The sequence below is a fragment of the Halomonas sp. 707B3 genome, from assembly GCF_024158645.1.
GTDB classification, from domain to species: domain Bacteria; phylum Pseudomonadota; class Gammaproteobacteria; order Pseudomonadales; family Halomonadaceae; genus Vreelandella; species Vreelandella lionensis.
Map to the genome: position 1 here is coordinate 19,683 of NZ_JAMZBE010000025.1, position 13,211 is coordinate 32,893.

A 13,211-nucleotide genomic window follows, 5' to 3' on the forward strand; every position below is an offset into this window, starting at 1 on the left:
GTGCTACCAGCGATACAGCAGCGAGGCGCTGGTCGTGGTATCAGTGCGCTCGCTGGCATCCTCTGGGGGTTGTGAGTTGTGCTTCACTTCATAAGAGAGGCGCAGCGACAGCCTAGCGTTAAGACGGGCGGTAAGCGCCGTTAGCGAACGGCCGGTGGTGTTTGCATCGGTGTACTCTACCGACATCTCCTGGGCAATATCAGCGTAATTAGAGAATCGGTAGCGGTAGTCCAGCGCGGTATAGGCCACGGCCAACTGCTGGTTATCTTCTTTTCGCAGGCGGTCATTGCGATAACCCGGCCCCGCTTCTAATGAGAGCGTATGTTGCTTATTTTCCAACAGCTGCCGCCCATAGCCGCCAATCACTGAGAGCTGCTGGTCGTAACCGGCAAAGCGGTCCTTCTCCCAGCGGGCAAAGCCGAAGAGATAGTGCGGCCCGCTAAAGTCATAGCGCTCCCGCCCGGCCAATAAGTACTGCTCCGCGCTGGTTTCGCCATCCTTACTCACATTACGCACTTCACCGCGTAGCGAATGGGTCAACTGCCCCGTTAGCCAGGTCAGGCGGGTCTTGCCGATCAGGGTTTGGCTGTCGGTGTTGCCAGAAAGATGGGTAAAACCAAGCTCCGCATCGCCGCTAAATTCGGGGGTGTCCTCTTTCGGAGGCGGCGGCGCATAGAACGGCGAGGCCGCAACGCCGGTCGCCCAAAGTGCGCTGCTAGTGAATACCAGTGAGCGTAGCAAATGTCGCACGACACTCCTCCTTGAGCTCTTGGGTTCAGTAAGTGGCTGCTATATAAGCAAAGTGAGGTGAAAGCGCAACGACTAACGCCGCTTGGCGCTGCGTGCCATAATGACGCTGTCGCGCATTGTGAGTTCCGTTATGACCGCCCCCCGCCCTAGAACGCTGGCCGAATTGCAGCGCTGGCGCCGCACCCGCGCCAAGCGCCGCTGGTATAAGCGCAGTTTTCGCCTACAGGTAATGATGCTGGTGGGGCTACTGTTATCGGGCATGTTGCTGGCCCAGGGCACCTATTTGAACCACCGCAAAGCCGAGATCATCACCCACCAAATGGGCGAGCGGGCACTGGCTGTGGCCAAAACCGTGGCCGGGATGCCGCAGATTGTAAACGCTTTTTCCTCTCCTGACCCCTCCGCCATTATTCAGACCCTTGCCGAACGAGTGCGTCAGGAGACCGGCGCGCGCTACGTGGTGGTGGGTAATGCCCAATCGATCCGCTACTCCCACCCTGTGCCCGAGCGTATCGGCCAGCCCATGGTGGGCGGCGATAACGACCAGGCGCTTATCTATGGCCAGTCGTATGTTTCCGAAGCCACCGGCACGCTGGGCACGGCCATGCGCGGCAAAACGCCGATATGGGACGAAGAGGGCAATATTATCGGGGTGGTCTCAGTGGGCTTTATGCTCGACCGCGTCGATATGGATGTGGCCCGCTACACCAGCCTCGGCTGGGCGCTCGTCGCGTTGATGATCATGCTCGGATTTGCCGGGGCTTACTGGCTATCACAGCACCTTAAAAAGATCATCCTAGGGTTAGAGCCTTACGAAATCGCCCGTTTGGCAATGGAGAAAGAGGCCATTCTGCAGTCGATTCACGAAGGCATTCTCGCCGTGAATCGGGATGGTCATATCACCTTGGTGAACCAGCAGGCGCGGCGCTTTTTAGAGCTGCCGGATGAGCACGTGCTGTTGGGGCAGCCTATCCGTGAGGTGGTGCCCAACTCGCGGCTGCTGGAAGTCTTGAAGCATGGCGAGCAGGAGTTTGACCAGGAGATGTGGCTGGGAGATCACCCGGTGGTGGTAAACCGCGTGCCCATTCTGCATGAAGGCGAGATAGAAGGGGCCGTAGCCACCTTCCGTAGCCGCCGGGAAATTATCGACCTCTCCCAGGCGCTTACCCAGGCCAGCCGCGATGTGGATATGCTGCGCGCCCAGGCCCACGAGTTCTCCAACAAGCTCTACACCATCTCCGGCCTGTTGCAGTTGCAGCGTATCGACGAAGCGCTGGCGCTGATTCATCAGGAAACCGAGCGCGCCCAGGCGCAAATGAGCTTTTTAATGCGCCACGTGGCGGATGCGGTATTGAGCGGCACGCTGCTGGGCAAACTCACCCGCGCCCGCGAGCTGGGCGTTACGTTAGAAATCGACGAGCAGAGCTCGCTCTCCTGCCCGCTAACGCCCACCGGCCAAGAGGTCATGATGAGCGTGGTGGGTAACTTACTGGATAACGCCTGCCACGCCGCGCTCAACGGCCCTCACGGCGACCAGCCCACTGTGCGGCTGTTTTTCACCGACCTGGGCGAGCAGCTACTTATTGAAGTGGAAGATAACGGTGCCGGGGTGCCCGCCGAGCATGCGGAGTCGATTTTTGCCGAAGGATTTTCCACCAAAACCGGCAAGCATCGGGGCATAGGGCTGGCCCTGGTGGCGCGGCTGTGCCGCCAGCACGGGGGCGCAGTGACGCTGGAAGAGAGCGAACTGGGCGGCGCGTGCTTTATTGCCGTGCTGGACCGCTCGCTATGCGCCGAGGCCGCCACCGAGCCTGCGCCCTCATAACGACACGAATAATGACGACGCTAATAAATAAGAGGAAACACCATGTCTGCGACGCAATACGGCATTTTGGTCGTCGAAGACGATTTTCGCATCGCCGATATCCACCGCGCCTTTATTGAGCAGAGCGACGGGTTTTATGTGGTCGGCATGGCGCGCAACGGCAGCGAAGCCAAGGCGCTGATGGCCCAGCACGCCGCCGAAATTCAACTGATTTTGCTGGATGCCTACCTACCGGATGTTGAAGGGCTGGAGCTACTGTGGGCCATCCGCCGGGATTATGTGCATGTGGATATTGTGATGGTGACCGCCGCCAAGGAGGTGGAGACCATTAGCGAGGCGCTGCGCGGCGGCGTATTCGATTATCTGATCAAACCCATTGAAGCGGCCCGCATGAACCAGATGTTGACCCGCTTCCGCCGCGAGCGTGAAGTGCTGGCGAACCGTGCCGAGATGAGCCAGGACGAGTTGGATCACGTGTTGGCCCGGGTTACCCCGAGCGAACCCACACGCTCCGACAGACGAGCGCTACCCAAGGGCATCGACCGCTTAACGCTGCGCCGGGTGGTGGATGCGCTGGCTGCCGCGCCCGACTCGCTCACCGCGATGCAGGTAGCACGCACCATGGGCGCCAGCCGCTCAACCACGCGGCGCTATTTGGAGTTTTTAGTCGCTGAACAGGCGGTGAGCGCCGAGCTAGGGTATGGCGATGTGGGCCGCCCCGAACGGCGCTATCGGCTGCTAGGCGCCGCTAAGGGGTGGCTAGAAACGTTATAAGCATGTCTGCGTGAACAAAATGAACAAAACGCACAAAAAGAACAATTTGTCGTTTATGGTCATAAGCTTGCCGCTAGGGGTGGCGCTCTTCTAACGTTCGCTGCGTAACCACACACAGTTAATAGCCGAGTGCCCGGCGCCGTTTATTAACTCTGCGTATGAAGAAGCTTGGTTAACAATAAGCCAACGTTAATAACAACACTGTTTGAATAACAATGTGGAGAACGCCAATGACGACGCTACCCTTAAAGCGCATCGCCGTGCTTGCCCTGCCGATGGCTGCCCTGGCCATGACGACCTCTGCCCAAGCGCAAGAGTGGACCCCAAGCCGTTCTATCGAATTTGTTGCCCCGGCGAACCCCGGTGGTGGCTGGGATACGCTGGTGCGCACCATGTCCCGCGTGATTCAACAAGAGTCCTTGGCGGATGAAAGTTTTGCGGCCATCAACGTACCCGGCGGCGGCGGTGCGGTAGCGTGGGCCCAGGTCGCCCGTGATAGCGGCAACCCCCATAAACTGTTTGCCACTAGCCCGCCGATGATCCTGGTACCGCTGGCAGGCGCTTCGCGCTACGACCACACCGATTTCACGCCGATTGCGCGGATCAACACCGACTACTCCATCATCCTGGTCGCTGCGGACTCCGAGTACCAAAACCTGGAAGACCTGTTCGAAGCGCTCAAAGCCAACCCCGGCCTGAGTGTGGGCGGCGGCAGTGCGCCAGGCTCCATGGACCATATCTCGGTGGCGGGCTTGGCCTCGGCGGCGGGAATGGAAGCCTCTGCGGTGAACTACATTCCGTTCTCCGGTGGCGGCGATGCCATGACCAACCTGATGGGCGGCCACATTGAAGCGGTGATCGGCGGAGCCGGTGAAGCCGTTGGCCAACTGGGCGAAGGCAGCCAGCTGCGCGCATTGGGCGTCTCTTCTGAAGAGCGTCTGGGCGGCGGCTTGGCCGACGTGCCCACCTACCAAGAGCAGGGCTTCGATTACACCTTCGATATTTGGCGCGGTGTGATGGGCGCCCCGGACATGCCGGAAGAAGCGGTCGAGTACTACGAGACGCTGTTCGCTGAAATGCTCGAAACCGACGCATGGCGCGAAGCCAGCGACCAGCTGGGCTGGATCGATGCCTACCAGGATAGCGAAACGTTTGGTGCCTTCCTGGACGATCAGCAAGAGCAGTTCAGCAGCGTGCTGACCGATCTGGGCCTGCTGCGCCAGTAAGCGCCAGCGCCCGTTAGAGATTCCCCGGTGGCGCCACGCCGCTGGGATCTTCTGTCTGTTACCGCGAGGGCCAGCGCATCCGCGTTGGCTCCTTCGGAGAAATCCCAATGACCCGATTGAATACTAACCAGTGGCTAGCGCTTGTACTGGCGCTGGTGGCGGCTGCTTATTTAGCCATGGCTTGGCAAATCCCGACGTTCCCCTTACCGCGCCCGGTGGATTCCGACCTGTTCCCCAAAGTATTGGGCGTGTCTCTGCTGCTGCTGGCGGCGCTGCTGTTTTTTGAAAAGCCGAGCGCTATTGCCGGGGCCGATGAGATCGACCATGAGGCCACCAACGGCCCGCTGCTGTTCACCCCCTGGGCGCGTGTCATCGTGACCTCGTTAGCCATCGCCGCCTATGCGTTTTTGCTGGTGCCGCTGGGCTTTGTCTTGGCTTCCACGCTCTTAAGCGTTGGTTTAACCGCCTACTACGGCTATCGCCGCCACGGCGTCAACCTGGCGGCATCGCTGGGTGTGGTACTGGCCCTTTACCTGACCATGACACGGGTAATGGATGTTTACCTACCCACCGGCGTACTGCCGTTCTAAGCAGGGCGTGCTGACGCACGCTTAGCGGGTTTTAACGAGAGACACTCCCATGGATGCCTTAAACAATCTGATGTATGGCTTTGGCATCGCGCTTGAGCCAATCAATATCGCTTACGTTTTCGCCGGTGTGTTTGCCGGTACCATTATCGGTATGCTGCCAGGCCTAGGGCCGATCAGCGCGCTGGCGCTGATGATTCCGATTACCTTTGCCATGGAGCCCTCCTCCGGTTTGATTCTGATGGCAGGGGTCTATTACGGCGCTATTTTCGGCGGCTCGACCTCATCCATTCTGCTCAACGCCCCCGGCGTGGCGGGCACGGTGGCAACCTCCTTTGACGGCTACCCGATGGCCAAGCAGGGCATGGCGGGTAAGGCACTGGCCATTGCGGCGTATGCCTCCTTTATCGGCGGTACGGTATCGGTGATCTTTTTGATGCTGGTGGCACCGCTGCTCTCCAAAGTGGCAGTAAGCTTTGGCCCTGCTGAGTACTTTGCACTGATGGTGCTGGGCTTAACGGCGGTGGTGTCACTGTCGGATAAATCCTTGGTAAAAGGCCTGATTGCGGCGGTAGTGGGTGTGATGATCTCGATTGTGGGGATCGACACGCAAACCGGTACTGAACGCTTTACCTTCAACTCGATTCAACTGCTCGACGGTATCGACTTTCTGGTGGTGGCGCTGGGTATCTTCGCCCTGGCGGAAGTGTTCTACATGCTGCTGCGTGGCGGCGGCGGTAAAGAGGTGCCGCGCAATGTGATTGGCTCGCTGAAACTGAGCCGCGGTGAAGTGAAGAAAATTGCTGGCCCCATTAGCCGCAGTTCCGTACTGGGCTTCTTTACCGGCGTACTGCCGGGGGCGGGCGCCACCATTGGCTCCTTCCTGGGCTATAGCATGGAGAAGCGCCTAGCGAAAGATGGCGACACCTTTGGTCAGGGCAACATTAAGGGCGTAGCCGCTCCGGAAGCGGCCAATAACGCCGCCTGTACAGGCTCTTTCGTGCCGCTGTTAACCCTGGGTGTGCCGGGCTCTGGTACCACGGCGGTTCTGTTGGGTGCGCTGCTGGTAATGGGTGTGACGCCTGGCCCCATGATGCTGGAGCAACGTCCGGATGTGTTCTGGGGCGTGATTGCCAGTATGTACATCGGCAACATCTTCCTGCTGGTACTGAACCTGCCGCTGATCCCGCTGATCGCTAAAATCCTCGACCTGCCGCGCCCGCTGCTGCTGTCGATGATTTTAATCTTCTGCATGATCGGCGTTTACGGCATGAGCTTCAGCGTATTCGACCTGTTGCTGCTGCTGGGCTTTGGTCTGCTGGGCTTGGGCATGCGCCTGTTTGGCTTCCCCACCGCGCCGCTGATCCTTGCGCTCATCCTCGGTAATATCATGGAAGAGTCCATGCGCCGGGCGCTGCAGATCTCCGGGGGCGATTGGACCACTTTTATCGACAAGCCAATTTCGCTCTCTCTGTTGGTGATTGCGATGCTGTCGCTGGGCCTGCCGTTGCTCAAGAAGCGTCGTAATAAAGCGGCCACTGCCGCTAACTAACGCTCAGTGCGGTACCCCCAAAGCGCCCTAGCGTCTGCTAGGGCGCTTTTTTTATAGTGAATCTACGCTGGTGGTGCAAAGCGCTGTGTTGGTGCATGAATATCGTGCATGCGAGCCGCCGCGTTGCGCCATCTTGGTGCCAAGCCGCCTGAGTTGTGTTTTTTGTACACGGCTAAGTGATTGATTGTATTTTTAATAGTGGCCTTTGTTCCACATTGGCGCACCCCTTGCAGTGTGTATAGCGACGTGTGAATACGAGTTGTAACTCGCGACCCACGAGTGGACGCACCAAGTGCCCCGTCGCCTCAATAACGACAACGCTTGGTCGCGGTACCCCAAACACGAGCCCCAACCATAAGGGGCGCAAGGAGGTTCAAGTGACCACACTGCAGCGCAAGACACACCCACGTACCCTTAGCCGTTTCGCCACTGCCCTGATCACCGCCGCTGTGATGGGCGCCAGCGCGCAAGCGGTGGCCCAAGACGACGACCCTATCAAAGTCGGCATTCTGCACTCGCTCTCTGGCACCATGGCTATCAGTGAATCCACCCTGAAAGACACCGTGGAAATGCTCATTGAGCAGCAGAACGAAGCCGGTGGCCTGCTGGGCCGTCAGCTAGAAGCCGTGGTGGTCGACCCCGCGTCTAACTGGCCGCTGTTTGCCGAGCGCGCACGTGAACTGCTGGCCCAGGAAGAAGTGGATGTGATCTTCGGCAACTGGACCTCCGTTTCCCGTAAAGCGGTGCTGCCGGTGGTGGAAGAGCTGAATGGCCTGCTGTTCTACCCGGTTCAGTACGAAGGCGAAGAGTCGTCTGAAAACGTCTTCTACACCGGTGCCGCCCCTAACCAGCAGGCCATTCCTGCCGTTGAGTATTTGATCAACGAAGTCGGTATCGAGCGCTTCGCGCTGATCGGCACCGACTACGTCTACCCGCGCACCACCAACCGCATCTTGGAAGCATTCCTGAAAGATGAGCACGGCGTGGCCGAAGAAGACATCATGGTCAACTACACGCCGTTTGGTCACTCGGACTGGCAGAACATCGTCTCCGAAATCCGCCGCTTTGGCGAAGAGGGCAAGCCTACCGCCGTGATCTCCACCATTAACGGCGACGCCAACGTGCCGTTCTACCGCGAGCTGGCTAACCAAGGCATCGATGCCGCCGACATTCCGGTGATTGCCTTCTCGGTGGGCGAGCAGGAGCTGTCCGGTATCGACACCGGGCCGCTAGTGGGCCATCTGGCCGCCTGGAACTACTTCATGAGCGTGGATACCGACGCCAACTACGACTTTATCGACGCCTGGATTGAGCATACCGGTGACGAGATGGCGGTGACCAACGACCCCATGGAAGCGCACTACATCGGCTTCAACATGTGGGCGGAAGCGGTGCGTAAAGCGGGTACCACCGATGTGGATACGGTGAAAGACGCGATTATCGGCGTGACCGTGCCGAACCTCTCCGGCGGTTACGCGGCGATGATGCCTAACCACCACATCACCAAGCCGGTGCTGATTGGTGAAGTTCAGGATAACGGCCAGTTCGACATCGTCTGGCAAACACCCTCTACCGTGGCCGGTGATGCGTGGTCGGATTACCTGCCGGGCTCCCGTGACCTGATCGCTGATTGGCGCAAGCCCATGGAGTGCGGCAACTTTAACGTTGTGAACGGTTCCTGTGGTGGCAGCACCGCAGCAGAAGAAGCCGAAGCAGCGCTCGCCGAGTAACTTTCGTCCCCTACTGCGCCAGCGCAATGGCGCAGTAGGGGAGCACGCTACCTCTCCCATTTGATCACCAAAGGAAGAACCCCATGAGGCGTTTCCTTTCCTTGGGGCTGCTGTGCCTGATGCTACTCGGCACCGCCGTGTCGGCGCAGGCACAAAGCAGCTCCTCGACTCCCGATGACCAAGCAGCACTCGCGCTGTTGACCGCGCTGGATGTGGACTCCTACCGCGATAAAGGCGAAGCCATTACCGCTATTCTACAAAGCGATGACGAGCGCGCCCGCGACTGGCTGCAGGCACTGCTGGATGGCCGCCTACAACGCACCGACGATGGCCGCTTTGTGCTGGTGCTCGAGAACCGTGGCCGCGACTGGCCGGTGGCGGATGCGCTGACCAACGAGCCGCTGGGCGAAATGTCCCGCCGCGACCTGGACCGTATCGGCATCAACAATGCGCTGCGTAACCAGCTACGTAGCGCCATTGCCGTGGTGGACCTCTACTCGCCTAACGTAGAGCGCCGCCGTACCTCCGCCGACCGTCTGCTGGGCGAAGTGGACGGCGAGCTGGCCGAGACGCTGACGCCGGTGATTGCCGACGCGGAAGATGAGTACGTTCGCACGCGCTTAGCTCAGGCGGTGGCGATTTACCGCGCCGAGCAGGGCGAGATGGCGGGTGTCGAGGCGCTTACCGGCAGCCTTCACCCGCGTGCTCGCGTGGCGTTAGGCCGTGCGGCTAATAGCGACGACCCTGTTGTTGCCGAGGCAGCAGCGACGGCGCTGGCAGGCATTGAGCAGCAGCTCAAGATTAACCGCGGCCTGGAAACGCTCTATTTCGGCTTGAGCTTGGGCTCGGTGCTGGTGCTGGCAGCGATTGGCTTAGCGATTACCTTTGGCGTGATGGGCGTGATCAACATGGCCCACGGCGAGCTAATGATGTTAGGCGCCTACACCACCTGGATGATGCAGCAACTGCTGCCGGGCCAGCCCGGGTTGGCGCTGATTCTATCGATTCCGGCGGGCTTTATGGTGGCCGCGCTGGTGGGCATTGCCATTGAGCGGGGCGTGATCCAGTTCCTCAAAGGCCGCCCGCTGGAAACCCTGCTGGCCACTTTCGGTATCAGCCTGATTCTTCAGCAACTGGTGCGTACGGTGATTTCACCGCTCAACCGCACCGTGGTGACGCCGGAGTGGATGAGCGGCTCGCTGGTCATCAACGACGCGCTTTCGCTGACCCTCAACCGGATGTTTGTGCTGGGTTTTGCGCTGGTGGTGTTCGCTGCGCTGATGCTGATTATGCGTCGCACCCGCTTAGGGCTTGAAGTGCGTGCCGTTACCCAGAACCGCGCTATGGCGCGCTCTATGGGTATTCGCGCCACCCGCGTGGATATCATGACCTTTGCGCTGGGTTCCGGCGTGGCGGGCTTGGCGGGCGTGGCGCTCTCCCAGCTCACCAACGTGGGCCCCAACCTGGGCCAGAACTACATCATCGACTCGTTCATGGTGGTGGTGTTCGGCGGCGTGGGTAACCTGTGGGGCACGCTGGTGGCAGGGCTCTCGCTGGGGGTGATCAACCAGGTGCTGGAACCCTGGGCGGGCGCGGTGCTGGCCAAGATTATCGTGCTGGTCTTCATCATTCTGTTTATTCAAAAACGCCCGCGTGGACTCTTCCCGCAGAAGGGCCGGGCTGCGGAGGGCTAACCCATGATGACGCAAGCAACATCCAGCCAGTTTTGGCTCACCCGACCGTTCGGTGAGCGGGCCACTCAGACCTTCCTCGGCGTGCTGTTTGCCGCGCTGCTGCTGGTCACCGTGCTGCATTTGGCGGTGCCCCAGGGGCATCCGCTGCATGTGAACGCTTACACCGTTAACCTGTTCGGCAAGTACCTAAGCTACGCGCTGCTCGCGGTCGCGGTAGATTTAGTATGGGGCTACCTGGGCATCTTGAGCCTGGGCCATGGGGCGTTTTTTGCCATTGGCGGCTACGCCATGGGCATGTACTTGATGCGCCAAATCGGTGACCGCGGCACCTACGGCCACCCGTTACTGCCGGACTTTATGGTGTTCCTCAACTGGGACAGCCTGCCCTGGTACTGGCACGGCTTCGATATGGCCTGGTTCGCCTTTGCCATGGTGCTACTGGCACCGGGGATGCTAGCGCTGGTGTTCGGCTTTTTGGCCTTCCGCTCACGGGTGACGGGGGTGTATCTCTCGATCATTACCCAGGCGCTCACGTTTGCCTTGATGCTGGCCTTCTTCCGCAACGAGATGGGCTTTGGCGGCAATAACGGCCTGACCGACTTCCGCGAGCTGCTGGGCTTTAACCTGCGTAGCGATGCCACGCGCTTGGGGCTGTTTATCGCCACCGGCGTGGCGCTGGCGCTGGGCTATATCCTCTGCCGGGCAATCGTCACCAGCAAACTGGGCCGGGTATGTGTGGCTACTCGCGATGCCGAAGCGCGCACGCGCTTTATTGGCTACCGCGTCGAGCGCTTCCAGCTGTTTGTCTTCGTGGTCTCGGCCATGCTGGCGGGCCTTGCCGGGGCGCTCTATGTGCCGCAAGTGGGCATTATTAACCCCAGCGAATTCTCGCCGCTGTTCTCGATTGAAATTGTATTGTGGGTGGCGCTGGGTGGCCGGGCCACGCTGTACGGCGCGGTGATCGGCGCGATTTTGGTCAACTACGCCAAAACCATCTTCACCGGCATTATGCCCGACGCCTGGTTATTCGCCCTGGGTGCGCTATTCGTGTTGGTCACGGTGCTGCTGCCAAAAGGTGTAGCGGGGCTGTTAGGCCACCTAAAGCGCCGTAAAGAGGATGATCACCCACCCAAGGAGGCCGCCGCATGAGCCTATTACAATCGCTAAAAGCGCGGGATCGGGTGTTTGATTTTATGGCACCAGAGGCCTCGCCGGTCGACGTGCGCCACGGCCCGATTCTGTATATGGAAGATGTCACCGTCAGCTTTGATGGCTTCAAGGCGATCAATAACCTGAACCTGACCATCGACGACGGCGAGCTGCGCTGCATTATCGGCCCCAACGGGGCCGGTAAAACCACCATGATGGATATCATCACCGGCAAAACCCGCCCCACCGAAGGCAGCGTGTGGTTCGGCAGCCGCCATAACCTGCTGCAGATGAACGAGCCGGAAATCGCCAGCCTCGGCATTGGCCGCAAATTCCAGAAGCCCACGGTGTTCGAAGCGCTCAGCGTATTCGAGAACCTGGAATTGGCGATGGCTGCCGACAAGCGCATCTTCCCCACGCTGACCGCCCGCATGACCGGGGAGATCAAAGACCGCATTGATGACGTGCTGGAAACCATTGGCCTGACCGCGCTGCGCTTCCAGCCCGCCGGGATTCTCTCCCATGGCCAGAAGCAGTGGCTGGAGATTGGCATGCTGCTGATGCAGCGCCCGCGCCTGCTGCTGGTGGATGAGCCGGTGGCCGGGATGACCGAGCAGGAGATGGAGCGCACCGCCGAGCTGCTCACCGGCCTTGCTGGCAAGCAGTCGGTGGTGGTGGTAGAGCACGACATGGGCTTTGTGCGCTCGATTGCGCGCAAGGTGACCGTGCTGCACCAGGGCAGCGTGCTGGCCGAAGGCAGTATGGACGAGGTCTCCAACGACCCCAAAGTGGTCGAGGTGTATTTAGGGTCGGATGAAGAGGAGAGCGCCTGATGCTGGCGATTGAAAAGCTCAACCAGTTCTACGGCGAGAGCCATACGCTGTGGGACTTAGACCTAGACGTGCCCGCCGGGCAGTGCACCTGCGTGATGGGCCGCAACGGGGTGGGTAAAACCACCCTGATGAAAGCCATCATGGGCGAAGTCGCGGTGAAAAGCGGCCAGCTGCGCTACCAGGGCGATGGCAGTGAGATCGAACTCACCAAAAAAGCCGTGGAAGCGCGCTCGCGCATGGGCATCGGCTTTGTGCCCCAGGGGCGACAGATCTTCCCGCTGCTGACGGTGGAGGAGAACCTGCGTACCGGGCTGGCCGCCCGGGGCGACGGGCTGAAAAAAATCCCCGAGCGTATCTACGAGCTGTTTCCGGTGCTCAAAGAGATGAAGCACCGCCGGGGCGGCGATTTATCCGGCGGGCAACAGCAGCAGCTCGCCATCGGCCGCGCGCTGGTGATCGAGCCTAAGCTGCTGATTCTTGATGAACCCGGCGAGGGCATTCAGCCTAATATCGTCGCCCAAATCGGCCAGGTGATTCGCCAACTGATCAAAGAGGATGGTTTAACGGTGCTGCTGGTCGAGCAAAAGCTGCCCTTCGCCCGTAAATACGCCGACCGCTTCGTGATTATGGATCGCGGCCGCCCGGTGGCCAAAGGCGAGATCAGCGAACTATCTAACGAGCTGATTAAGCAGCATTTGACCGTTTGAGTTATCCACACCCGGTTTACAGCCGTGGATCGGGTTGGAACGGCAGTTCCTCGGCGGTGGCAATGGCTTGCTCGAATAAGGGGTGGGCCGGGTTGAGCATGTAGTTAAGCTCTCTCGGCACCACCACGCTGGGGAGCGCCAGTGCCAAACTCTGGCCGGTTGCCAGCCAGCCATCGCCCAGGTCGGCGGTTTCCGCAGGTGCTGGCGCTTCCTGCCAGTGGTCCGGTAGGTCTTCGAAGCCAACGCGTAAAATACTCTCTGCTGGCAGCGTCAGGCGCAGCAGCGCATAGGCGTTGAGCAGCCGATAGCTTTCCAGATGCACCATGATTTCCAGCAGCGCCAACGACTCTGAGCTTGCCACATACACGCAGGCATTGCCTGGGC

12 protein-coding genes are annotated in these 13,211 nt (G+C 60.0%); 10 read left to right on the forward strand and 2 right to left on the reverse strand.

Annotation, left to right across the window (positions count from 1 at the left end):
- Positions 1-3: 3 nt before the first annotated feature.
- Complete coding sequence (locus tag BIS10_RS05505; protein ID WP_253503260.1) at positions 4-741, reverse strand: YdiY family protein; 738 nt, start codon at positions 739-741, stop codon at positions 4-6.
- 139 nt (positions 742-880) lie between these two features.
- Here BIS10_RS05505 and BIS10_RS05510 point away from each other — a divergent pair, with 139 nt between their 5' ends.
- The 10 genes from BIS10_RS05510 (at position 881) to urtE (ending at position 12,827) form a co-directional block, all read left to right on the forward strand.
- A complete protein-coding gene (locus tag BIS10_RS05510; protein ID WP_253503232.1) occupies positions 881-2,575 on the forward strand; it encodes a sensor histidine kinase in 1,695 nt (564 codons plus the stop codon).
- 42 nt (positions 2,576-2,617) lie between these two features.
- Positions 2,618-3,349 (forward strand): response regulator, encoded by a 732-nt coding sequence (locus BIS10_RS05515; protein ID WP_253503235.1) that lies wholly within the window; start codon positions 2,618-2,620, stop codon positions 3,347-3,349.
- Between the two features lie 230 nt (positions 3,350-3,579).
- A complete protein-coding gene (locus BIS10_RS05520) occupies positions 3,580-4,575 on the forward strand; it encodes a tripartite tricarboxylate transporter substrate binding protein (RefSeq protein ID WP_253503238.1) in 996 nt (331 codons plus the stop codon).
- 107 nt (positions 4,576-4,682) lie between these two features.
- A complete protein-coding gene (locus BIS10_RS05525) occupies positions 4,683-5,165 on the forward strand; it encodes a tripartite tricarboxylate transporter TctB family protein (RefSeq protein ID WP_054644893.1) in 483 nt (160 codons plus the stop codon).
- A 49-nt stretch (positions 5,166-5,214) separates the two neighbouring features.
- On the forward strand, positions 5,215-6,714 hold the full coding sequence (locus BIS10_RS05530; RefSeq protein WP_253503240.1) for a tripartite tricarboxylate transporter permease: 1,500 nt from the start codon (positions 5,215-5,217) through the stop codon (positions 6,712-6,714).
- Positions 6,715-7,091: 377 nt separating this feature from the next.
- Entirely contained in the window at positions 7,092-8,444 is a 1,353-nt protein-coding gene (urtA, locus tag BIS10_RS05535) for an urea ABC transporter substrate-binding protein (RefSeq protein ID WP_253503243.1), read from the forward strand.
- A gap of 83 nt (positions 8,445-8,527) precedes the next feature.
- Positions 8,528-10,138, forward strand: coding sequence for an urea ABC transporter permease subunit UrtB (gene urtB / locus BIS10_RS05540; RefSeq protein WP_253503246.1), 1,611 nt, complete (start codon positions 8,528-8,530; stop codon positions 10,136-10,138).
- A gap of 3 nt (positions 10,139-10,141) precedes the next feature.
- Positions 10,142-11,287, forward strand: coding sequence for an urea ABC transporter permease subunit UrtC (urtC, locus tag BIS10_RS05545; RefSeq protein WP_253503249.1), 1,146 nt, complete (start codon positions 10,142-10,144; stop codon positions 11,285-11,287).
- Entirely contained in the window at positions 11,284-12,120 is an 837-nt protein-coding gene (gene urtD, locus BIS10_RS05550; protein WP_253503252.1) for an urea ABC transporter ATP-binding protein UrtD, read from the forward strand. The genes urtC and urtD overlap by 4 nt, the downstream gene beginning before the upstream one ends.
- Positions 12,120-12,827 carry an urea ABC transporter ATP-binding subunit UrtE gene (urtE, locus tag BIS10_RS05555; RefSeq protein WP_188639728.1) on the forward strand — a complete coding sequence of 236 codons (708 nt, stop codon included), beginning with the start codon at positions 12,120-12,122 and terminating at the stop codon, positions 12,825-12,827. Before urtD ends, urtE begins: the two co-directional genes overlap by 1 nt.
- Before the next feature lie 16 nt (positions 12,828-12,843).
- Here urtE and BIS10_RS05560 read toward each other — a convergent pair.
- The coding region (locus BIS10_RS05560) for an RES family NAD+ phosphorylase (RefSeq protein WP_253503255.1) at positions 12,844-13,211 on the reverse strand (368 nt) is incomplete at its 5' end.